The 24,192-nt window shown below is 35.4% G+C and carries 22 protein-coding genes, 1 other RNA gene, 1 pseudogene and 1 other annotated feature; of the genes and pseudogenes, 3 read left to right on the top strand and 21 right to left on the bottom strand.

The features are described 5' to 3' along the window. Positions 1-2: 2 nt before the first annotated feature. The 15 genes from RYK16_RS04205 to serS all read right to left on the bottom strand — a co-directional run bounded on the left by RYK16_RS04205 (position 3) and on the right by serS (position 13,545). Positions 3-341 carry an ATP synthase subunit I gene (locus tag RYK16_RS04205; protein WP_294020647.1) on the bottom strand — a complete coding sequence of 113 codons (339 nt, stop codon included), beginning with the start codon at positions 339-341 and terminating at the stop codon, positions 3-5. 70 nt (positions 342-411) lie between these two features. Next, positions 412-1,305, bottom strand: coding sequence for a ParB/RepB/Spo0J family partition protein (locus tag RYK16_RS04200; protein ID WP_314850988.1), 894 nt, complete (start codon positions 1,303-1,305; stop codon positions 412-414). A gap of 3 nt (positions 1,306-1,308) precedes the next feature. Then, positions 1,309-2,088 carry a ParA family protein gene (locus RYK16_RS04195; protein ID WP_294206399.1) on the bottom strand — a complete coding sequence of 260 codons (780 nt, stop codon included), beginning with the start codon at positions 2,086-2,088 and terminating at the stop codon, positions 1,309-1,311. A gap of 12 nt (positions 2,089-2,100) precedes the next feature. Further along, a complete protein-coding gene (gene noc, locus RYK16_RS04190; RefSeq protein ID WP_314850986.1) occupies positions 2,101-2,910 on the bottom strand; it encodes a nucleoid occlusion protein in 810 nt (269 codons plus the stop codon). A gap of 11 nt (positions 2,911-2,921) precedes the next feature. Beyond that, on the bottom strand, positions 2,922-3,620 hold the full coding sequence (gene rsmG, locus RYK16_RS04185) for a 16S rRNA (guanine(527)-N(7))-methyltransferase RsmG (protein WP_314850985.1): 699 nt from the start codon (positions 3,618-3,620) through the stop codon (positions 2,922-2,924). A 164-nt stretch (positions 3,621-3,784) separates the two neighbouring features. Then, the gene (locus RYK16_RS04180) at positions 3,785-4,420 is read right to left on the bottom strand and encodes a hypothetical protein (RefSeq protein ID WP_314850983.1); all 636 of its coding nucleotides are present in this window, start codon (positions 4,418-4,420) and stop codon (positions 3,785-3,787) included. Between the two features lie 3 nt (positions 4,421-4,423). Next, complete coding sequence (gene mnmG / locus RYK16_RS04175) at positions 4,424-6,298, bottom strand: tRNA uridine-5-carboxymethylaminomethyl(34) synthesis enzyme MnmG (RefSeq protein WP_314850981.1); 1,875 nt, start codon at positions 6,296-6,298, stop codon at positions 4,424-4,426. Continuing rightward, positions 6,291-7,187 carry a hypothetical protein gene (locus RYK16_RS04170; protein WP_314850980.1) on the bottom strand — a complete coding sequence of 299 codons (897 nt, stop codon included), beginning with the start codon at positions 7,185-7,187 and terminating at the stop codon, positions 6,291-6,293. The genes mnmG and RYK16_RS04170 overlap by 8 nt, the downstream gene beginning before the upstream one ends. Before the next feature lie 24 nt (positions 7,188-7,211). Beyond that, positions 7,212-8,879, bottom strand: coding sequence for a formate--tetrahydrofolate ligase (locus RYK16_RS04165; RefSeq protein WP_314850979.1), 1,668 nt, complete (start codon positions 8,877-8,879; stop codon positions 7,212-7,214). Between the two features lie 15 nt (positions 8,880-8,894). Beyond that, the gene (gene recR, locus RYK16_RS04160; RefSeq protein WP_314850978.1) at positions 8,895-9,491 is read right to left on the bottom strand and encodes a recombination mediator RecR; all 597 of its coding nucleotides are present in this window, start codon (positions 9,489-9,491) and stop codon (positions 8,895-8,897) included. 3 nt (positions 9,492-9,494) lie between these two features. Then, on the bottom strand, positions 9,495-9,800 hold the full coding sequence (locus tag RYK16_RS04155; protein WP_314850977.1) for a YbaB/EbfC family nucleoid-associated protein: 306 nt from the start codon (positions 9,798-9,800) through the stop codon (positions 9,495-9,497). A gap of 3 nt (positions 9,801-9,803) precedes the next feature. After that, positions 9,804-11,522 carry a DNA polymerase III subunit gamma/tau gene (gene dnaX, locus RYK16_RS04150; protein WP_314850975.1) on the bottom strand — a complete coding sequence of 573 codons (1,719 nt, stop codon included), beginning with the start codon at positions 11,520-11,522 and terminating at the stop codon, positions 9,804-9,806. Between the two features lie 56 nt (positions 11,523-11,578). After that, positions 11,579-12,073, bottom strand: a complete 495-nt coding sequence (locus RYK16_RS04145) for a nucleoside deaminase (RefSeq protein WP_314850974.1) — start codon at positions 12,071-12,073, stop codon at positions 11,579-11,581. Beyond that, an RNA gene (ffs, locus tag RYK16_RS04140) (signal recognition particle sRNA small type) lies at positions 12,071-12,168 on the bottom strand. Before ffs ends, RYK16_RS04145 begins: the two co-directional genes overlap by 3 nt. A gap of 75 nt (positions 12,169-12,243) precedes the next feature. Then, complete coding sequence (serS, locus tag RYK16_RS04135) at positions 12,244-13,545, bottom strand: serine--tRNA ligase (RefSeq protein WP_314850973.1); 1,302 nt, start codon at positions 13,543-13,545, stop codon at positions 12,244-12,246. A gap of 39 nt (positions 13,546-13,584) precedes the next feature. After that, positions 13,585-13,789, bottom strand: a binding site (T-box leader). 105 nt (positions 13,790-13,894) lie between these two features. Between serS and RYK16_RS04130 the strand changes: the two genes are divergently transcribed. Then, complete coding sequence (locus RYK16_RS04130; protein WP_314850972.1) at positions 13,895-14,344, top strand: hypothetical protein; 450 nt, start codon at positions 13,895-13,897, stop codon at positions 14,342-14,344. A gap of 87 nt (positions 14,345-14,431) precedes the next feature. Here the strand turns inward: RYK16_RS04130 and gyrA are convergent, their stop codons facing one another. The 6 genes from gyrA to dnaA all read right to left on the bottom strand — a co-directional run bounded on the left by gyrA (position 14,432) and on the right by dnaA (position 23,122). Beyond that, entirely contained in the window at positions 14,432-17,011 is a 2,580-nt protein-coding gene (gyrA, locus tag RYK16_RS04125; RefSeq protein ID WP_314850971.1) for a DNA gyrase subunit A, read from the bottom strand. Positions 17,012-17,028: 17 nt separating this feature from the next. Further along, positions 17,029-18,957 carry a DNA topoisomerase (ATP-hydrolyzing) subunit B gene (gyrB, locus tag RYK16_RS04120; protein ID WP_314851101.1) on the bottom strand — a complete coding sequence of 643 codons (1,929 nt, stop codon included), beginning with the start codon at positions 18,955-18,957 and terminating at the stop codon, positions 17,029-17,031. Between the two features lie 65 nt (positions 18,958-19,022). Continuing rightward, positions 19,023-20,114: a DNA replication/repair protein RecF gene (gene recF / locus RYK16_RS04115; protein ID WP_314850969.1), complete on the bottom strand. Its 1,092-nt coding sequence runs from the start codon at positions 20,112-20,114 to the stop codon at positions 19,023-19,025. Beyond that, positions 20,114-20,314, bottom strand: coding sequence for a S4 domain-containing protein YaaA (yaaA, locus tag RYK16_RS04110; protein ID WP_028078761.1), 201 nt, complete (start codon positions 20,312-20,314; stop codon positions 20,114-20,116). Before yaaA ends, recF begins: the two co-directional genes overlap by 1 nt. Positions 20,315-20,480: 166 nt before the next feature. After that, positions 20,481-21,599 carry a DNA polymerase III subunit beta gene (dnaN, locus tag RYK16_RS04105; protein ID WP_314850967.1) on the bottom strand — a complete coding sequence of 373 codons (1,119 nt, stop codon included), beginning with the start codon at positions 21,597-21,599 and terminating at the stop codon, positions 20,481-20,483. Between the two features lie 149 nt (positions 21,600-21,748). Then, the gene (gene dnaA / locus RYK16_RS04100) at positions 21,749-23,122 is read right to left on the bottom strand and encodes a chromosomal replication initiator protein DnaA (protein WP_314850966.1); all 1,374 of its coding nucleotides are present in this window, start codon (positions 23,120-23,122) and stop codon (positions 21,749-21,751) included. A gap of 477 nt (positions 23,123-23,599) precedes the next feature. Here dnaA and RYK16_RS04095 point away from each other — a divergent pair, with 477 nt between their 5' ends. Next, complete coding sequence (locus RYK16_RS04095; RefSeq protein ID WP_314850964.1) at positions 23,600-23,836, top strand: hypothetical protein; 237 nt, start codon at positions 23,600-23,602, stop codon at positions 23,834-23,836. Positions 23,837-24,018: 182 nt separating this feature from the next. Next, positions 24,019-24,153 (top strand): annotated as a pseudogene (locus RYK16_RS04090) (transposase); the annotation flags it as partial. Positions 24,154-24,192 lie beyond the last annotated feature (39 nt).

The raw sequence follows: 24,192 nt of genomic DNA, 5'->3' as shown, positions 1-24,192 counted from the left end.
CTTCACCGTCCTCTCTCTATGACTGCCACATGAAATATAATTGCTAATTTAATTGTTGAAAGACCAATTGCGCATGTTAGAACATTGAGATATTGCGGAAAGACTGCACTAACTACTAGCACTGCTGCCATCAAGAAATAATTGATAGCGAAGTTTCCATATGTTCCAGATGAGGACTGCATACTTACTACTTGTCTTGCAAAATTCTCTGTTCTTTTATAAATAATGAATGCGGCTAACGATCCCAACAACCAACCTGTCGTCCATTGCCAGTGGAACGGCAAGAAAACAAAACTAATCAGAACGAATGCATAGTATATTTTCCAAGAATGATTTGTCATTTTCTATTTCCAACTACCTGCATTATATTCCTTTTAAAGTATACGTGAAAAAGTATTTTTTTCACGAATTTTATCCTTCATCCAAGCAATTCAATATCTCTAAGATACGGTTTAAATCTTCTGTATCCGTATATCGAATTGTGAGTTTCTTGTTTTGAATTGTTACCTTTGTGCCAAGCTTCACAGAAATCTGATGTTCTAAATCGTGAATGATTGGATCACGTTTCTTTTCTGGTTTTGTTTTGTTTGGTTTTACTTCTTCTGCATTAATATCTCTAATGTAGGCTTCTACTTCACGAACAGACATCTTTTCCTTCATGATTTTCTCAGCCGCATCAAGCATTTCCATCTCATCTTTTAAGCCTAGAAGTGGACGAACATGTCCCATTGCTAGTCTTTTATCTACGACTAATTTTTGAATCTCAGAAGGAAGTTTTAAGAGTCTCATGATATTTGCACAATATTCACGAGATTTACCAACTCTCTCCGCTAGTTTTTCTTGTGTATAGCCTAGTTTTTTTACAAGTGAGTCATAAGCTGCAGCTTCTTCAATTGCATTTAAGTCTTCACGTTGTACATTCTCTAAGATGGCAATTTCCATCATCTGTTCTTCTGTAAAATCTACAGAAATCGCAGGTACAACCTTAAGTCCAGCAATCTTCGCTGCACGTAAACGTCTTTCACCAGTGATTAGGTCATAACCACTGACACTCTTGCGTACGAGTAATGGTGTAAAGATTCCGTGTGTTCGAATAGAATCTGCTAATTCATTTAACGCAGTTTGATCAAATTCTTTTCTTGGCTGATAAGGATTTGGTCTAATTTCTTCAATTGCGATTTCTACTTCTCTTCTGCCTGGCACTTCCTTTGCGCTACTTTGAATATCGTCAAGGAACTGTTCAACATTCGACCCGAAGATAGAATCTAAACCACGTCCTAAGCCTTTTTGTTTTTTTTCTGCCATTTTCTATCGTTTGATCCTTTCGTTTTGTGTAACTACTTCTTTTACAAGTTGTGCGTAAGCACGCGCACCTTCCGAACGGGTATCATACTCAAAAATTGATTGTTCACGAGATGGAGCTTCTGATAAGCGTACATTTCGTGGGATAAAACAATGGTAAACTTTTTCTTTAAAGTATTTACGTACTTCCTGTTGCACTTCTACCGATAACTTTGTACGTACATCGAACATAGTTAAGAGTACGCCTTCAATAGATAGTCTTGGATTCCACAATTTCTGAACCAAACGAATTGTACTTAATAGCTGTGTTAATCCTTCTAGCGCAAAGTACTCACACTGTACCGGAATCATCACAGAATCTGCTGCAGTTAATGCGTTTGTATTCAATAGACCTAGTGCTGGTGGACAATCAATGATGATGTAATCATATTGATCTCTCACCGCTTCTAGTTTTCTCTTTAATAATTGTTCACGACCTGTTTCGTATTGTGCCATATCGACATCTGCACCAGATAAGTCGATAGTTGATGGTAGTACATCTAGTGGTGGCATCTGTAGTGTAACTTTTACATCTTCCACATTTTCATCTCGCATCAAGATGTCGTATACCGTCTTATCAAAGCCTACTTTATGTGCTCCGATGCCATGAGTCGCATTTCCCTGTGGATCGAAGTCTACTAAGAGGACTCTTTTGCCAATATATGATAAACCTGATGCTAGGTTCATGGATGTAGTCGTTTTACCTACACCACCCTTTTGGTTTGCGATTGCAATGATCTTTCCCATAATACTTCTCCCTTATGAATTCTTCGGGAAACGGATGATCATGCATACTTCTTCTGGTCTATCTTCCGTTTCTACTTTTGCTTGGATACCCATTTTATTAATCATCTTGATACTTTGATGAATTGTATTTACCGCAATTTGTGTATTTCTTGAGAAACCTTTTGTCTTTTGACGTGTACGTTTCTTCTTAGGAATATCATCTAGACTTGCGATAAAGTCTTCCGTTTGTCTTACGTTAAATTCAGCTGCGACGATATGATGGAATACTTCTTTTTGTCTATCGCTTGGCACCGTCAATAGTGCGCGAGCGTGACGTTCTGTAATCTTTGATTCCATGACTGCATCCTGAATCTCAATTGGTAAATTTAGTAAGCGAATCTTATTGGCTACTGCGGATTGTGACTTACCTACTTTTTGTGCAACCTGTTCTTGTGTTAATCCAGATTGGCGCATGATTTGTAAGTAACTCTTCGCCTCTTCAATTGCGGTTAAGTTTTCACGTTGGATATTTTCAACCAGAGCCATCTGTGCTGCTTGGCTTTCATTTGGTGACATGATATAACATGGCACTTCTTTGAAGCCAATCATCTTACATGCACGGAATCTTCTTTCTCCCGTGATAATTTCGTATATATCATTCACCTTACGGACTGTAATTGGCTGAATTAATCCATTCTCTTTAATAGATAGTGCTAATTCACGTAAAGCTTCTTCATCAAATACCAATCTTGGTTGGTATCTTGATGGAACAATTTTCTCTGTTGGGATATCTACGATACGATTAGTATCTTTTCGATCAAATATACTTAAAATACTTGGCATATAACCCTCCCTTATAAAGGCTTCTTTTTTATTTGCCCGTAATTGCGTGGATATTGTTGTGGTGTGTGACTCAGCTTGCGGTAGTATAAGTTCACACGCATATCTCCTGTATATAAAGATGTATCCTGTGTTTCTTCTAGCTCTACACCAAGCAGCTTAGTCGCATGTTCTGCCTCTTTCGCTTCCGCATTGCCTTGCATACCCTTCATCGCTAGGAATAATCCATCAACTTTGACTAGTGGAATACATAATTCGGATAAGACTCGTAAGTTTGCGACTGCTCTTGCAGTTACTACGTCGTACATTTCGCGGTCTGTTTTAACCTGTTCTTCTGCACGCGTGTTATAAACATGGATGTTTTCTAAATGCAGTTGATTTATTACTTCTTGTAAGAATGTGCACCGTTTCCCTGTTGGTTCAATGAGTGACACATCTAATTCTGGTTTAACGATTTTCCAAACCAGTCCTGGAAACCCCGCTCCAGTTCCAACATCTGCTACTTTTCCAAAAATCTTACCCTTTCCTAATGGCAAGATAGAATCATAGAAATGTTTCTCTAATATTTCACCATGTTCCGTGATGGCTGTGAGATTCATTTTCTCGTTCCACTCAACCAAAAGTTGAGCGTATTGTTCAAGTTGTTTAACCTGTGTTTCTGACAATGAAATTTGTAGCTCTGCTGCTTTTTCTATAAGTTCTTGTATTGTCATAATCTCTGTGTGACCTATTCTATCACCATCACGTTCCTTGTGAAAGATGAAAATATGTTGATAACTTTTTTATCCACAATTGTGGATAATTTGTTTTTCCACATCTTGTAAATATTTTATATTATTTGTGGATAAAATAGTTTTCCACAAATTGCAAATAATCCTTATTTTAAGTCACTATTTACAATAAATGATGCATTTGGTAATGTCTCTACCCAATCGCAGAATGCACGCCATTCTGGTAAGCGGTGTGTCTTACGCTGTGCATAAATTGTCTTGAGCTGACGGTAGTTTGTAGTCATACGCGCTGTAATTCTAAAACCTGCTGGATTAGAATAGAGAATCTCAAGATATTTTACTTTCGCTTCTTCATTCAACGCTGTAACATCTTCTCCAGCTAATTTCTTATCAGAAATCTTCTGTGTTAATTCATTATAGGAATTAACCTTTTCTTTCATGATTTCGATAATTCGTGGATCTGTATAAGAGATATACACCTCATCTAAGTTGAACTTTGTGATACGGTGCATTGTGGATTGAGAACTAATAAAGTCTAGGAAGTGATAACGCTCCGCCTCTACCCATGCTTTATTTGTAAATGTGAGGTCGAACTGTACGATAATTCCATTTAAGAAGTTATCATGACCACTACCTAGTTTTGCGTTTGCTAGTGCATGTGTACGTGGAACGATTGTTCCATCTACTTTTGTTAAATCAACTGCCATGGGATATTTTGAGCCCATAACTGCTGAATCCATACCATAGACATTTACATTTGATACTACATCTGTATATTTCATTTTTTATCTTCCTTTTCCTTGTTTAATGGCAATCGCAAGTACTGCGATATCGGCTGGGTTAACACCTGAAATTCTAGATGCTTGTCCCATCGTGGCTGGTTTATACTTCATTAGCTTCTGTCTACCTTCAATAGATAGGTTATCAACCTCATCATAATTGAAATCAACACCTAACTTAATGCCATCCATCTCTTTTAACTTATTGGCTTCTCGTTTAGCCTTATCGATATAACCTGCATATTTTAGTTCTATATCACATTGGTTCGCAATTTCTTCATCTACTTCTTCTCCAATCGTGGCGAGAAGTTCTTTTGTTGTTACGTTTGGACGTTTCACTAAATCAATTCCATTAATACCAATATGCGCATCACTTTCATATCCTAGTGAAGTAAGGTATGCATGTATCTTTTCCTCATCTTGTACGAATGTTGTTTCAGATAGATGCTGTATTAACTTCTTTACATTCTCCATCTTAGCAAGGTATGCGTCATATCTTTCTTGACTAACAAGTCCAACTTGACGTCCATATTCTATTAATCTTTGATCAGCGTTATCATGTCGTAATAACAATCTAAACTCTGCTCGCGATGTTAATAAGCGATAAGGCTCTAATGTTCCCTTGGTTGTTAAGTCATCAACCATAACACCGATATATGCTTCATTTCTTGCTAGAATGAGTGGGTCTTTTCCATCAAGTTTCATACATGCGTTAATTCCTGCAAGTAATCCTTGTCCAGCAGCTTCTTCGTAACCTGAAGTTCCGTTAACTTGACCTGCTGTAAATAGATTTTCAATCATCTTTGATTCAAAACTTGGTTTCATTTGAATTGGATCGATTGCGTCGTATTCAATTGCGTATGCATACTTTTTGATTACTGCATTTTCGAAACCGGGTAATGAATGTACCATCTGTTCTTGGATATCTCGTGGAAGTGATGTAGAGAATCCCTGTAAGTAGATGGTATCTAATTCTAGCGATTCTGGTTCCAAGAATAATAGATGTCTTGGTTTATCTTGGAAACGTACAAGTTTATCTTCGATAGATGGACAATAACGAGGTCCAACTCCCTTTACGACACCAGAATACATACTGGATTTATTAAGGTTATCTAAGATATATTCATGTGTCTCTGGGGTTGTATAGGTCATATGACAAGATACTTGTCTATCATATGGTAATACATCTTCTTTTGTTGTTAATTCTGAGAAGTGTAAGAAACCTTCCGTACCTGGTTCTAATTTGACTTTGCTAAAGTCAATGGATGAACGCAGGATTCTTGGTGGTGTTCCTGTCTTTAATCTAAAGGTTTTTAATCCTAGTTCTCGTAAAGACTCTGATAAGTCTCCGGTTGTTGGTTCTAAATCTGGACCACCTGGTGTAACTTCTGATGAAATCATATTTACACCTGCCATATATGTGCCTGTTGTTACAATCACAATCTTGGCATTCATTACTGTCCCATCTTTTAACGTAACACCAGTAACTTTGTTATTGGTTACGTTAAGTTTACTTGCCATACCTTCAATCACGCTTAGGTTTTCTTGATGTAAACAGATATCTTGCATCATACGTTTATATGCAAGTTTATCTGACTGTACACGGAGTGCACGTACACCTGGACCTTTTGCGCCATTTAACATCTTGAATTGTAGTGCTGTCTTATCAGCGGTAATCGCCATTTGACCGCCTAAGGCATCAATTTCTCTTACAACAATGCCTTTCGCTGGGCCACCTACGGATGGATTACATGGCATCTTTCCAATATTTTCTATCTTCAATGTAAGTAGACATGTTTTCTTTTTTAGTCGTGCAGCAACCAGTGCAGCTTCAATACCTGCATGACCACCACCTATGACAATAATATCAAAATCACTCATTGTTTATTTCTTCCACCATTTCCTTTAATACGTCAGGTATTTTTGGGGAAAGTATTTCAAATCTGATTTTGCCTTCCAAACCCTGATGCTTGGCCAACAAGCGATACATCGTTAGCCTTCCTATATATTCTCGAATCCTCTGGGGTTGTTCTTTTACTTGTGATACAAATGGAATCGCAATTTGTATTTCACTTCCGTCCATACGAATACATTCTGTATTACTACCACGAATTAACTCCCAACTAGATTCTTTCGCTTTCTGTTTTGCATACTTTTCAAGCGTACGTTGTTGTCTTTCATTTCCACTATCTTGGCCAATCTCTTGAGAGATAACTGCTAGATAATGTTTTGTGGCATCTTCTTTAAAGATTTCTTCTGGAGTGATATTTGGATTTGCACTCCAGAGGTCGATACCATGTTTTTGTGCTTGTTGTAAAATCTTGGCAGTTATCTTTGGACTATCTTTATCTAGATAACAATAACTTTCAAGATTATTTTGTATAGAAATACCTACATCTTCTGGATAGACAGGTGATAAGAAGAACACAACGTTTGTTAGATATAAACAATTCATCTGTGGTGGTATATTTCCACGAGATGCTTTTTCTATCGCTGCGTAGAGCCCATCTTGTGTGTCATATCCAGTGGAATCACCATAGCGATTCCACATCTGTTTAAGTGAAAGATTTATTTCGGAATCATAATGCGCATAACCTATCAGTGCTTTCTTACGTCCATGATTTGGTCTTGCAAAGAAGAATAGTAAATCTCCTTTACGGAAATCCGTAAACTTCTTATTGGATAACCGCCAAAAGAGTATCGATTGATTTCGACACAAGCGATGATATGCAAGCATATTTTCATCTGTTACATATGCAATAGATCCCATTATGACTCCTCCTTTCTATCTTAATTAGAATAAGCCGTAGGTTTCTCCATTTTCATCAATTCCCATATTCACTGCTGCTGGTAACTTTGGAAGTCCTGGCATTGTGAGTACATTGCCTGTATAAACAACCACAAAGCCTGCACCAGCAGATACTGAGATATCTGTAATATGTGTTACAAAGTTTTCTGGTCTTCCCTTAAGAGTAGGATCATCACTCAGTGATAATGGTGTCTTTGCCATACATACCGGTAATTTATCCCATCCATGTTTGATAAAGTCCTGAATCTTCGTCTTTGTTAGTTCACTAAACTCCACGAGTGGTGACCCATATACTGTTTCACAAATCTTTGTGATTTTAGTTTCAATGGAATCTTCCACATCATAGATTGGTTGATACTTGCATGCATGGTTTGTAATCTCTACAACCTTATTTGCGAGATCTAACATACCATCGCCACCTTTTGCCCATCCATCAGCTTCCGCAACTGGATAGCTATTTTCATGACACCATGTAAGTAGTGCTTCCACTTCTTCTTTACTATCTTTTGCAAACTTGTTGATAGCGACAATAAATGGAAGTTTGAAACTCTGAACTGTTTCAATATGTTTTTGCAAATTCTTCGCACCTGCAAGCATAGCTTCAACATTTGGTTGATCAAGATTTTCTTGTTCAACTCCTCCATGCATCTTTAGGGCACGAATTGTTGCGACCACCACAACTGCAGAAGGATTTAATTCTGCTAATCTACACTTGATATTTAAGAATTTTTCAGCACCCAAATCTGCACCAAAGCCAGCTTCTGTTACTACATAATCAGCTAACTTAAGTGCCATCTTAGTTGCAATAACCGAATTACATCCATGCGCAATATTAGCGAAAGGTCCACCATGAATGAATGTTGGAGTATGTTCCAAAGTTTGTACTAAGTTTGGATTGATAGCTTCCCTCATAACAACCGTGGCTGCGCCAGCAGCTTGGATATCATTTACAGTTACTGGTTTATCATCATATGTATACGCCACAACCGCTCTACCAATTCTCTTTTCAAAATCTTGTAAGTCTTTTGAGAGACACAAGATAGCCATTACTTCAGAAGCTACTGTGATTACAAAATGGTCTTCTCTTTCAACACCATTTGATTTTTTCTTCTGTGCGATTGTAATGTCACGTAATGTACGATCATTCATATCTAAACAACGCTTCCATGTCACTCTTGTCGGATCGATATTGAGTGGATTTCCTTGGAAGATTGAATTGTCCAAGATAGCTGCGATTAAGTTATTGGCTGTTGTGATTGCGTGCATGTCACCTGTGAAGTGTAGATTGATAGATTCCATTGGAACTACCTGTGCATATCCTCCACCTGTTGCACCACCTTTTAAACCAAATACCGGTCCTAAAGAAGGTTCGCGTAAACATGCCATAACATTTTTACCAATCTTGGATAATCCATCTGCTAATCCAATCGTCGTTGTAGACTTTCCTTCACCTGCTTTTGTTGGATTGATTGCAGTTACTAATACCAGTTTTCCATCTGATTTATCTGCTAGTGTTTCCATGAGTTTAATGTTAACTTTGGCTTTTTCTTTGCCATACAATTCCAAGTACTCTTCTGGGATTCCTGCTTTATGCGCAATTGTATCAATTGGCTCCAGGATAGCTGCTTGTGCAATCTTTAAATCTGTATTCATAGAAACACCTCTTTTCTATTTCATCTTGCGACGATCTGCTAATGCATGCGCAAGTGTCATTTCATCTGCGTAATCGAGCATTCCACCTGATGGTAGACCGTGTGCAATTCGAGTTACTAATACATTTGGATAACGTGATGTAATGAGTTTATCCAAATACATCGCTGTTGTTTCACCATCAATTGTGATATTAGTACCTAAAATTACTTCTTCTGCTTCAGGCAGTCTTGCAAGTAGTGCCTCAATATTTAAGTCATTTGGCATAATTCCTTTGCTTGAGGAAATCAAACCATTTAATACGTGATAGCTACCACGGTATTCTGCTGTTTTTTCCATTGCGATAACATCTTTAGGAGACTGTACTACGAAAATCTGTTTTTGGTTGCGACTTTCATCACGGCAAATTTCACATTCATCTTTCTCAGAAAGATTTCCACATATCCTACAATGCGTTATCTTCTCATGAACATCATTAATTGCCTGGGCAAATTCTTTTGCCTCTTGAAGATTCATTTCCATAATGGAAAACGCGTATCTTTCTGCTGTCTTTTCACCTACACCAGGCAAGAATTTTAAACGTTCAATCAGTTCGGTTAAACTCTTTGGGTACATTCTTTACATCCCCGGAAGATTTAATCCGCTTGTAGCAGAGCCAAGTTTGTTTTCTCTATCTTGGAATGCTTTTTCTACCGCTTCATTTACAGCGATTAAAATTAAGTCTTGTAACATTTCTTTGTTGTCTATAGTCATAAGATCATCTGCAATTTCTACAGATTGAACTTCGTTTCTTCCATTCACAACAACCTTAACACCATTTCCTCCAGCTTTACCTTCGTACTCCGTCGCATTAAGTTCTTCTTCAATTCTGCCAAGATTATCTTGCATCTGGCGTGCTTGTTCCATTAATTTCTGAATATCCATTTTTTATTCCTCTATTTCTAATATTTCTGGATTGAAAATTGCTTTTACTTTATCTTCTGTTGATACTTCTTGTGGCTTTTCAATTGTGTATCGAACAATTGATTTTGGATGTGGTAGATTACCTGCTTTCTTTAGTTCAATAAACTTCAGTGTTGCCTCTTTCATTGCTTCATTTGTGGCAATATACAACATCTTATCAATACCTAGAGTTTCTTTTGCAAATTGATATAGTTCTTGATTCATCTTTGGTTCATTCATTCGATTTGCAAGTACTTTTGAATCAGTAGTTAGCACAACACAATCAAGTCCACTTGCGACAATTCTTGTCTCTTCGAGAAGTGCCGTATACTTCTTGCTTTCCATATCAAACAAGCTATGAATCTTGTTGAATTTCTCATCATCTTCATACTTGATTGATTTCTGGCACTGTACAAGTAATGTTAAGATTTCATCAATTGATAATTCATTAGAACTTGTTGAAACCACTGTCTTTACTGGTTCTACAGGCTGTTGTTCCACTTTAATTTCCTGTGATTGTACCATAGGTTTTTCTGGTTCTTTTAGTTCGACAGTAGGAACAACATATTCACTTTCTTTTGGTTGAACAGGAACTTCTACATGCTTTTCAACCACTACTGTTTCTGCAGTAGGTTGGATTGCTAGACCTAAACAAATCACTTCAAAACAACTTGCGGAAGATGTTGCTACTCTAAACTTATCTTTAGAATCAAACATCTTTTCAATTATATGCATGCATGTTTTTTGTGATAGTGTTTCTGATAATGATTCTGCTTGTTCTTTTGTGATCAGTTTCAGTAAAGTATCTTTCTTTGTAGAATGGTAGATTACAACATCTTTCAGGATATCTATCATCCCATCTGTAAACTTCTGGAAGTCAATACCTTTCTGTTCGTACTTTTTAATTCTTGTTAGGATATCTTCTAGATTTCCTGCATGAATTGAATGTATTAAGTCAATCTTCTCTTCAACTGATGCCAATCCATAAATATGGTCTACTTCCTCAGCTGTAATATGGTCACTTGTATAGGATGCACATTGATCCATGATGCTCAAAGCATCACGCATTCCGCCATCACATAACACCGCAATATTCTCAGCTGCTTCTTCATCTAAGTAGATATTCTCTTTCTTAGCGATATCTAATAGATGATTTTTAATTTGGTCTTTGCGTAATTTTGTAAAGTCAAAGCGTTGGCATCTTGAAATGATTGTTGGTAATAACTTCTGTGGATCTGTTGTAGCTAGTACAAAGATAACATTTTCTGGTGGTTCTTCTAATGTCTTTAACAGTGCACTAGATGCAGCACTGGATAGCTGATGCACCTCGTCTACAATATATACTTTATGATGCCCTTGCATTGGAGCTAGCTTACTTCGATCAATTAAGTCACGAATATCTTCTACGTGAGTTTCGTTTGCTGCGTTAATCTCAATTATATCTGGATGAGTTCCGCTATTTGCGGCTGTACAGTTATCACATTCTTCACATGGAGCCTTTTCTGGATGTTCACAGTTTACTGCTTTCGCTAGAAGTCTTGCCATTGTGGTCTTTCCTGTTCCTCTTGGACCACAGAAAAGATATGCGTGTCCCACCTTATGTTCACGCACTGCATTCTTAATTGATTGAACTATATACTCTTGTCCTACCACCTCTTCGAAGTTTGCAGAACGATATTTTTGATACAACGCTTGCTTTGACATTATTTTTCTCCCAGTATATACATTATAACAAAATTCCTACATTCACATGTAGGAATTCACTGTATATTGGCTTTATTTTTCTGTTTTTTCTCTTTTATGATTTCTCGTTTTTTTCGAAAGTAATTCGTTAGTATCTCACTACACTCTTTTTGAAGTATATTTCCGACTATATTTGGATAATGATTGAGTCTTTTTATCTTCTTTAAATCAATTACTGTCTCTAAACAACCACCTTTTAGATCCGTTGTACCGTAATATACTGTTCTTATTCGTGAAAGGTTGATAATTCCTGTACACATCATACATGGTTCTAGGGTTACATATAAATCGCAGTCATTCAGACACCAGTTTCCTTTTATTTCTGCAGCTTTCTGGATAGCCATCATTTCAGCATGTGCGTATGCCTGGTTTAGTTGTTCTTTAAGATTATGCCCACGTGAAATAACTTCTCCATCACATACAACAACGCATCCTACAGGCACTTCATCGATTTCTTCTGCTTTTCTAGCCTCTTCTAGGGCTAGTTCCATATATTCTTCGTGTGTTTTCATAAAATAAAAGTGGCACACGCGATACAGGGACATCTATGGCTGCTGCCTTCCGGCCCTGACCAGGTTCAATGTATATATGCTGTGCCATGTATGATTATAGCAAATTTATCTTACTTGTCCAAGAGTGTATTTTAAAAGGATTGTTTCACGTGAAACAATCCTTTGTGATTTTAGAAACTCTTCTTCTTTGTTGGAGGTACAATCTTATCCTGTCCACCCATATATGGTCTGAGCGGTTCAGGAATATTTAATGATCCATCCTCATTTAAGTTATTTTCAACAAATGCAATTAACATACGTGGAGGAGCTACTACAGTATTATTTAGTGTATGTGCAAAGTAGTTGCCCTTTTCACCCTTGATACGGATTCCAAGTCTTCTAGCCTGTGCATCACCCAAATTAGAGCAGCTTCCAACTTCAAAGTATTTTTTCTGACGTGGAGACCAAGCTTCAACGTCACAACTCTTAACCTTAAGATCTGCTAAGTCACCAGAACAGCATTCCAAAGTTCTTACAGGAATATCTAATGAACGGAAGAAGTCTACGCTATTTTGCCATAACTTCTCATACCATTCCATAGATTCTTCTGGCTTACATACTACTACCATTTCTTGTTTTTCGAACTGGTGTACACGGTAAAGACCTCTTTCTTCAATTCCATGTGCACCAACTTCCTTACGGAAACATGGGCTATATGATGTTAAAGCATATGGTAAGTCTTCTTCTTTTAAGATTTGTCCCATGAAACGACCGATCATTGAATGTTCTGAAGTACCGATGAGATATAAATCTTCACCTTCAATCTTGTACATCATATTTTGCATTTCCGCAAAACTCATAACACCTGTTACAACACTACTATGAATCATGAATGGAGGAATGAAGTAAGTGAATCCTCGATTGATCATGAAATCTCTAGCATATGCAAGAATTGAAGAATGTAATCTAGCAACATCTCCTTGTAAGTAATAGAAACCATTACCAGATGTTCTTCCTGCACTATCAATATCAATGCCAGCAAGTTTTTCTAAGATATCTGTATGGTATGGAATTTCAAATGAAGGAATGACTGGTTCTCCGTATTTTTGAATTTCCACATTTTCTGAATCATCTTTTCCAATTGGAACTGAAGAATCAATAATATTAGGAATAACCATCATTCTATTCTTAATTTCTTCAGCAAGCTTTTCTTCCTTTACTTCTAAGCTTTCTAATTCTGCATCCATGTCCTTCACAGATTGCTTCGCTTGTTCTGCAGCTTCAATATTCTTATCTCTCATGTAGAGACCAATTTGCTTAGAAATCTTATTTCTTTCTCCACGTAGTGTATCTCCACGTGTTTTCGCTGCACGATACTCAGCATCCATACTTAATACTTCATCAACAAGTACTAACTTTTCATCTTGGAACTTCTTCTTGATATTTTCTTTAACAAGTTCTGGATTTTCTCTAATTAGATTAATATCTATCATAATTTACCTCTCCTCTAAAAATAAAAAAGCATCATCCATCAAAGGGACGATGTCAACGCGGTGCCACCCTTTTTGCTAAATTGTTTCACGTGAAACAATTTAACCACTTCATTAGCGATAACGGGACAACCGGAAAGTATTAGTTTCACTCAAGAGCGGATTCATACATCACAATGGCAACTCACATCATCCGTTGCCTTTCTGAAAATGCTTTTGTACTACTGTTCTCTATCAACGTTTTTACAAAAATATTTAATCATCTTGTTAGAAATTTGTCAATGTTACAAAACAGTGATATATTTATAGTGATTAAACAACACAGTTATGTTTAATAATAAGGAGAATAGGTATGGCAAAGAAGTCGCAGTACAAACAGAAGTTAGAGTATAACAACAACTACAACAGAAACAACTACCGCTCATTCTCAGTCCGCTTTAACAATAAAGTTGAGAAAACAGTTATTGCTTGGCTTGAAGCTAAAGAATCTGTAAAGGGTTACTTATGTGATCTAATTCTTGCAGATATGGAAAAGAATGGAAAGAAGACTGCCACAAAGAAAGTTACAAAGAAGGCTCCAGTAAAGGCTGAAAAGAAAATTGCCAAGAAAACTACTCCGGCTAAAAAAGTCGCAAAACCAGTAGCTAAGAAGGCTGTTGCTAAGCCAGTTACTAAACCTGCTGCAAAAAAAGTTACTAAGAAGACAGTCGCAAAACCAGTAACTACAAAGAAAACAACAAAAAAGGCACCAGTAACAAAGAAAGCTGCTAAACCATCTAAGAAGACTACTAAGAAAAAGTAATCTCTAAAAAACTTCTGTACTTTGCTACGGAAGTTTTTTTATATCCAAAAAGAAAAGACAGAGTGATTATTCACTCTGTCTAGTTTTTTATTCTTCTGAATCAGAATCAGTTACATCTTCCTCATCATTTTCAATGATATCTTCATCATCCGGTGTTTCTTCAAACACACCTTCATCTAATACTTCGTTATGAGATATATCTACTACTTCGGAATCTTCCTCTGGTTCAAGTATCGCTACAGATGACACTATATCATCCTTCACATTAATTACCTTCACACCTTGTGCAGAACGACTATATACAGAAACCTGGTTTAGAGAGATACGGATTACAATACCACCAGCAGTCATAATCATGCAGTCTTCATCGCCTCTTACAGCGCGCATACATACAAGCTTACCTGACTTCTCTGTAACGTTAACTGTCTTAACACCACGTGCACCACGGCGTGTCATACGATAATCAGCTAGAGCAGACTTCTTACCAAATCCATTTTCAGTAATTGTTAAGATATACTCACCTTCAAGATTTGTAGCTAGACCAATGACATAACCACCATCAACATTGAATCCCTTTACACCACGTGCTGTACGTCCTAGAGGACGAACTGTATTTTCTTGGAAGCGAACTGCCTTACCATTTGAACCTGCAATGATAATTTCTGCATTACCATCCGTACTTCTTACAAACGCTAATTCGTCATCTTCATTTAATTTAATCGCAATCTTACCGTTCTTATTGATGTTTTCATACTCATCAAATGTAGTACGTTTGATAATACCTTGCTTTGTAACGAAGAATAAGAACTTGGAATCATGGTCTTTACTATATGGCACAAGAGCACGAATATTCTCTGTCTTCTCCATACTGATTAGGTTGATAGCAGGAATACCCTTACTTGTTCTACTGAATTCAGGTACGTTATATCCCTTAATACGATATACCTTACCCTTATCTGTAAATACTAATAAGTGGTCATGGGTAGACATACTGATAAACTGATCAATAATATCATCCTTGTTAAGTTCCATACCTTTGATACCCTTACCACCACGATTTTGTACGTGATAAGTATCTGTTGTTAGACGCTTAATATATCCGTTTGAAGATAACGTAATAATAATATTTTCAACAGGAATCAGGTCTTCATCTTCTACATCAGCGATAGCATCAATAATCTCACTACGACGTGGGTCACTAAACTTCGCCTTCACTTCACTCAATTCATCACGAATAATCTGTAATACTCTTGCATGGTTAGAAAGAATATCCTGGAAGTCTGCAATCTTAATCAATAGATCTTGGTATTCATTTTCAATCTTTTCACGTTCAAGACCTGTCAATCTTCTAAACTGCATATCTAAGATTGCCTTCGCTTGAATCTCATCTAAACCAAAGCCTTCCATCAAACGTGGCATCGCTTCATTAGGATCACGTGAATCACGAATTGTATGAATAATCGCATCTAGATTATCAACCGCAATACGTAGTCCTTCTAAGATATGTGCACGATCTTGTGCTTTCTTTAAATCAAACTGTGTACGACGTACAATAACTTCATCTTGGAATGCGATATATCCCTTTAGAAGATCAATCATACTCGCTTGGCGAGGAACACCATTGAATAATACAACGTTATTTACACCAAAGTTAGATTGTAGAGGTGTAGAGCGATATAACTGATTTAACATAACATCTGGTTGGATATCTTTACGTAATTCAATTACAACACGGATACCGTCCATATTAGATTCATCACGTAAGTCAGTAATACCTTCGATTACTTTATCTCTAGTTAAAGTAGCAATTCTTTCTACCAAACTAGCTTTATTTACCATATAAGGTAATTCATAGACAATGATACGCGATTTGCCATTTGGCATTTCTTCAATCTTTGTTTTTGCACGCATAATTACTGATCCACGACCAGTTTCAAATGCTTGACGGATACCTGATCTACCTAAGATATATGCACCTGTAGGAAAGTCAGGGCCCTTCATGTAATTCATCAGTTCAGTCGCTGTAATTTCTGGATTATCCATAACCGCAAAAATTCCATCGATTGTTTCTCCTAAGTTATGAGGCGCAACATTGGTTGCCATACCTACCGCAATACCAGAAGAACCATTTACAATCAAGTTTGGATAACGTGATGGTAAAACTGTAGGTTCTTTTTCCTGACCATCATAGTTATCAACCATATCAACTGTATCTTTTTCAAGATCACGTAACATTTCAACCGCAATCTTAGACATACGTGCTTCGGTATAACGCATCGCAGCTGGATCATCACCATCCATCGAACCAAAGTTACCATGTCCATCAACTAATACAGTTCTCATATTCCATGGTTGCGCTAAATAAACTAAAGCACCATAGATAGAAGAGTCACCATGAGGGTGATATTTACCCATCGTATCACCGACAATACGTGCACTCTTACGATATGCCTTGTCAGGTCCAATGTTCATCTCATGCATGGAGTAAAGAATTCTTCTTTGTACAGGTTTTAAACCGTCACGTACATCTGGTAATGCACGTGATACGATAACTGACATCGAATACTCCAAGAAGTCACGACGAATTTCTTTTGTTAATTCTGTTTCTGTAATATGTCCAGGATCAAAATTACTTTCGTCAAATTCCATAAAATCATCTAAAGCCATTGTAATTTATCTCCTTTCTAAATATCCAAGTTTTCCGCAAAGTGTGCGTTTTCTACAATAAAGTTCTTACGTGGTTCAACTTCTTCACCCATCAACATTGTAAAGTTATAGTCAGCTGCTTCCGCATCACCTACCGTAACTCGAATCAATGTACGATTCTTAGGATCCATTGTTGTTTCCCACAACTGTTCAGGATTCATTTCACCTAATCCCTTATAACGTTGAATACTGAGACGATCACCCAGTTCACGTTTTACTTCTTCTAACTGATTATCTGTATAAGCATAACGCACTGTCTGACCCTTTTGAACCTTATAGAGTGGTGGTTGTGCAATATAGATATAACCCTGTTCTAATAATGGACGTAAATAACGATAGAAGAATGTTAATAATAATGTACGAATATGAGCACCATCGACGTCGGCATCGGTCATGATAACAATCTTGTGATAACGTAACTTCTCAAGATCAATTTCATCACTCACACCACATCCAAATGCAGTAATCATTGAACGAATTTCTGCATTTTCATAAATGCGAGACTGTCTAGCCTTTTCTACGTTAAGAATCTTACCTCTTAACGGTAGAATTGCCTGGAAGTGTGAATCTCTTCCTTGTTTTGCGGAACCTCCGGCTGACTGTCCCTCGACTATATAGATTTCACAGATAGACGCATCCTTAGATGAACAATCTGCTAATTTACCAGGAAGTGGACTGACTTCTAAAGCACTCTTTCTTCTTGTTAATTCACGAGCCTTCTTAGCCGCCATACGTGCTTGTGAAGCTAAAGCAACCTTTTCTAAGATAGCTTTTGCTTCATCTGGATTTTCCATTAAATAACGCTCTAATTGCGTACCAAAGATATCAGAAACAATCTTACGTACTTCAGAGTTACCTAATTTTGTCTTTGTCTGTCCTTCGTACTGAGGATCTGGATGTTTAACGCTAATAACAGCTGTTAAACCTTCACGACAGTCATCCGTCGTAAGATTATCATCCTTCTCCTTCAAGAAACCTGTATCACGAGCATACTTATTGATAAAACGGTTTAATGCAAGACGGAAACCTTCTTCATGTGTTCCACCTTCAGCTGTATTGATGTTATTACAGAAAGTATAAATATTAGGATTATAGCCATCGTTATACTGACAAGCTACTTCAACCTGAATATTATTTTCATAACCTTCACTATAAATAATTTCATGATTTACAACATCACGATTACGATTTAAAAATTCAGTATATTGTTTCAAACCACCATCAAACTTAAATACGTAATGACGCTTTGCTTCATCTTCTTCACGTAAGTCATTAAACTTTAAACAGATACCCTTATTTAAGAACGCTAACTGACGTAAACGGTCACGTAGAATATCATGTTCATATACAACTGTCTCTGTAAAGATAGTTGGATCAGCTTTAAAACGAACTGTAGAACCATGCTTATCTGCAGGACATGTTCCCTTTTCTACAAGAGTTCCTACTGGATGGCCACCATTTTCAAAACGAATAAAATATTCTTTTCCATCATGGAAAACAGTTACTTCTAACCAACTACTTAACGCATTTACAACAGATGCACCTACACCATGTAGACCACCAGACACTTTATAAGCGCCACCACCAAACTTACCACCAGCGTGTAAGACAGTAAAAATAGTTTCAATTGTAGACTTACCTGTCTTTTCATGAATACCCGTAGGCATACCACGACCATCATCTTCAACTGTAATAATGTTGTCTTTATCAACAGTTACAGTAACCGTTGAAGCATAACCAGCCATCGCTTCATCAATACCATTATCAACAATTTCCCAAACAAGGTGATGTAAACCTTTTGAAGAAGTTGACGCGATATACATACCTGGTCTTTTACGTACAGCTTCCAAGCCATCTAAGACCTGAATATCAGAGTCGTTATAAGTGTGTGTAACTTTCATATCCATTTCTTGTCCTAATACAAGTTCACTATTTTCAGATACTTCAGTTACCTGCTCTAATTTATCGCTCATTACTTACCTCCTGTAAGTGGAAATATTTTTCCACCTTCTATACGAAATTCCGTCATGTCTGCATGTTTCAAAAATTCAGGAATTTCCGTCGTCGTGATAATGCATTGAAAATCACGCTGTACCATTTGTAATAACTTCTTTTGACGACTGTAATCTAATTCACTTAATACATCATCTAAAAGTAGAATTGGCTGTTTCTTTGTCATTAACTTAATATAATTTAATAAAGCTAATTTAAATGACAACATTGCCATTCTTTTTTGACCTTGACTTGCAAAGTAAATCAGATTTTGATCATCCATTTTAAATATCAAATCATCTAAATGAATACCAACTTTTGTAATATGATATTCAATATCTTTCTGACGTGATTCACGATGAATCTCAAGAATTTTATCTTCTAGTTCATCTATATCATCAACGAAAGTTTTATAAGCAACTTCCAACTGAATTTGACTACCAGATAATTCCTGATAAATCTTAGAAATCACAGATTGAATCACTTCAATAAACTTTCTTCTTTCACGGATAATATATGCTTCTACTTTAGACATTTGTTCATCTAAAATATCTAGATAATTCAAATCAATTTTTTCACTCTTCAACAAAGCATTTCTATCTTTTAAATACATTTGAAATTGATTTAACGATAATAAATATTTTGTAGAAACTTTAGTGATTTCTTGATTCATTACACGTCTTCTCTCTTTAGGCTGATCATTAAAAATTCTTAGATCATCTGGTGAGAATAAAACTACATTTAATAAACCAATGAATTCACTACTCTTTTTGAGTGGTCTTTTATGAACCATCAGAGTTTTTCCATTTGGATGAATGATAACTTCAATATCTTTTTCATCTGTATCCACAAATTTACAATCAATCCCAGCAAACATCTCATCATTACGAATCAATTTCTTATCATCAACAATGCGATGTGATCGAGTTAATGAAAGATAAACCAAACTCTCTAATAGATTCGTCTTTCCTTGGGCATTTTCACCCGTGATTAAATTGATACTCGGATTAAACTCTATATATGCATTTTCATAATTTCTAAAATTTCTTAATTGAATATTTTTGATATACATTAGAAAACCACATAAGTCTTTCCTTCAATTTTTACTTTGTCGCCAGGATAGAGTTTTCTGCCTCTACGATTCTCTTTTTCACCATTCACAACAATATCCATTTCTTTAATTCTTAGCTTTGCTTCACCACCGGTGGAAACAATACCAGAGAGTTTCATAAATTGCTGTAAAGTAATGTATTCTGTTGTGATTTTTTCCATCCTAAACTCCTTCATAAAAAACCTTAAAAAACCAAAATAATTATATCATAAAAAATGCAAAAAATCCTTTATACAAAGGCATTTATAAACATTTTTTATATCTCAAAATCAGACAATAAATTATTATAATTATTCAATAAAAAAGAGTAGATTTTATCTACTCTAATTAGTTATAAGTTCTAACTGGAAGAACAAGTTGTAAAATAGTAGGATCTTCTTCACTGCTAAGAATAAATGGTCTCATTTCCCCTACAAATTCAATCTTTAATTTATCTCCTCTAATTGATCTTGCAGCTTCCATGACATAGTTACCTGAGAAACTAATATCTAGAGGTTCACCAGTAAATGTACCAACCAATGTTTCATGAGATTCACCAATTTCCTGGCTCTTATTCGTTAATACAATTTCATCAGTAGAACATTGTAGACGGTTAATTGTCATATTATCTGTCTTAATGAAAGTTGTACGATCAATTGCGTGAATCAAATCGCTACGACTGATTTCTAATGTATATTTAAATTCTCTAGGAATTAAACGATTTGTTTCTGGATATCCACCATCTAATAATCTAGTTTGTAAAATCATATCTTCATTTACAAACTGTGCTTTCTTATCATTCAAGAAGATTTGAATTTCACCATCATCCCCAAGCATTGTAGCCTTCACTTCATTTAAAGACTTAGAAGGAATTGTAACATTGAAACTGTCTGAACTTGTAAATGGAATTGTCTTCTTAGCTAAACGATAAGAGTCAGTAGCTGTACAACATAATGTATTATTTGCTAGATGGAAATTAACACCAGTTAATACAGGTTTTGTTTCCTTTGTAGATGTTGCAAATGTTGTTTGTTCAATAATATCTGACATTACACTAGAAGAAATTACAACAGAGTTCGCTGGTTTAGAAAAATCAATTGTTGGATAATCATGTGGATTCATACCATTGATTTTAAATACAGCTGAATTACCTGAGAACTTAGTAAGTGAACCATCAATAATTTCTACATGAATTTCTTCACTATCAATCTTACGAACGATTTCTAATAAGTATTTAGATTCAATTAAGATAGATCCTTCTTCTAAAATATTTAATTTATTCTTCTCGTTTGCTGTGATTGTACGTTGGATTGAAATATCCGCATCACTACCAGTCACAACCATCGATTGATTTTTAACTTCAATCTTTAATCCTCTTAAAGATGTCTGTGGAGAATTTGGTGAGATAGCTCTTGATACTAACTGTAATGTGTTATAAAACTCTGTTTTGGAAATTGTTAAATTCATATTTTTTTCTCCCGTGTATTTAAAGTATTTTAAGTATTTATTCTTATTAAGTATGTGGATAATGTGGAAAACTCTCAGAAAGCCTTTAATTACTATATTATTTTAGCATTGTAACTTGTTATTTTACAGTGGATAAAATTGTGAATAACTTAAGCTTTCAAGTAATCTTCAATTTCTTTTACTGCTGCAGACATTGCTTTATCTTTAGCAATTTGTGATTCAACTTTTGTACATGCACTAATGATAGTAGAATGATCTCTACCACCAAATTCTTCACCAATCTTAATATAAGAAATATCAAGTAATTTACGACATAAGTAAATAGAAATATGACGTGCATTCGCAATATTCTTTGTACGTGTTTTTGAAGTAACTTGTTGTCTTGTTAATCCATAATAATCTGCTACAACTTTGATAATTTTTTTTGGGGATAAACCAGTCTTGTCAGAAACAACAGACTGATTCTTTAATGCATTCATAATCGTATCAAAACGAATACATCCACCATCTGGTTGGAATTGAATTGCATAGAATAATACACGATTCCAAGCACCTTCTAAATCTCTTACATTTCCTGAGAAGTTAGACGCAATATAATTTAATCCATCTTTATCAACATCTTCAATGGAATAGCTACTAGATTTAATCTTCATTTGAAGAATTGCTAGAGATGTTTCAAATTCAGGTGAATCGATACCAACAGATAAACCGCTGGAGAAACGACTAATTAAGCGATCTTCAAGACCTTTAATTTCCTTTGGTAAACGATCTGAAGCAATACAAATCTGCTTACGATTATTCACTAATTCGTTATAAATTGTAAAGAATACTTCATGTGATTTTTCTTTACCAGCTAAGAATTGAATATCATCAACAAGTAATAAATCAACTGAGTACATATATTGTTTAAACTCATCAATTTTATTATTTCTGATTGCATTAACAACAGTTTCAACAAACTTTAAAGATTCTGTATAATAAACCTTCTTAGTAGGATCTTCTTTTAATACATAATTTGCAATCGACATCAATAAATGTGTTTTACCTAATCCTGAATTACCATAGATAAATAAAGGGTTAAAGAATTTACCAGGGCTCATTGCACAAGCTAATGCGGCAGCGTGACTCTCTCGATTACAGTCACCAACAACGAAATTATCAAAATTACGATCTTTTTGAATTGGTAAAGAAACGAAGTCACTTGTATCAATCTTAGAAATAGGTGTTGTAACGACTTTATTGATTGTAAGTTCATTCTTTAAAAGTACTTCTACAATGAAATTATGATCAACATTTAAAATATCAATAAAAGAAGCCTCAATTTCTTTATTTTGGCTTTGTAGAATTTGTTTATTAATAATAGATGGTGCGACAATAATCACCTTTTCATCTGTAATTGCATACAAAAAACAAGGTCTAAAAAAATTATTAATTATAACAATATCAACTAGTTGGTTATCACTCAAATATTGAAGAAGTTTATCCCAGACTTCCTTCAAATATTGTTCATTCCTGTACTCCATAAAAAATCCCCTTTATTAAGTCGTACTATTATTTTAAGACTCAATTGTGGATAAATCCATAGTTAAAATGTTGATAATTTTTTTATCCACAACCGAGCAATGTAAAAAATATAGTACAGATATGAAATATATAGGTTTTCCACAGTTTTCCACAAAATTTGATGTGGATAAAATTGTGGAGAAGTTATAAACATTGTTGATAAGTATAAAAATCGTGGATAACTTTTTATAAAAATAGATTATACACAGAATACTGTTTATAAAAATATATGATAAATAAAGGGTTATTTAAACTTTTCAACAGTTATCCACAATTGTGGATAACTACTCATTGTGGGATGTGAATAAGTTGTTGATAACCTAATACTATATACATTTAAATACATAGTTATCCCCAATAAATGATATAAAATTGATTGCATTTTAAACAATTCGTACTATATTGAAATTAGAAAGGATATGTTTAGGGGAAAAAGTATGAAAACTTACTTTAATTGGATCGTTGTCAAAGATAAAAAACAGTATCTTTGGTTACTAGCGTTACCATTAGGCATACTAAAAGCAATTCTCTTTGATATCCATGATCCACTAATGTTTAATCGTCTCTTCGAGACAGTAATGATTGTGATGGTTTGTATTTATTTCTTCATTCGTTTTAATTCTTATTCACAATTCTTTAATCCAAATCATTCAAAACCGTCAGATATGAAGTAAAAAAGTCCCTGTGTACAATGCAGTACACAGGGATAATTTTTATTATTATAGGAAACGAAGTTTCCTATAAAAACCATACGCTATGCGTATGAGAAGAGAAAAGCTTAAGCGATGAAAAAAGCCTCCGTATATAATTGAATAAGGCTGACAACCGAAATTCAAAATATAAGGAGGAGATATCAATGGCAACAAAGCCAAATGACGATTCAAGTTTATCACATACGAGATGGAACTGTAAGTATCATATTGTGTTTATACCAAAGTATAGAAGAAAGGCAATTTATGGAAAATTAAGAGCAGATATAGACAACTATATATAAATCAAGAGTAAAGTAATGAAAAGTTTGAAAATAAAT

The organism is uncultured Solobacterium sp. (assembly GCF_963550625.1).
GTDB lineage: Bacteria > Bacillota_I > Bacilli_A > Erysipelotrichales > Erysipelotrichaceae > Bulleidia.
This window is presented reverse-complemented; position numbering and strand designations above follow the sequence as displayed.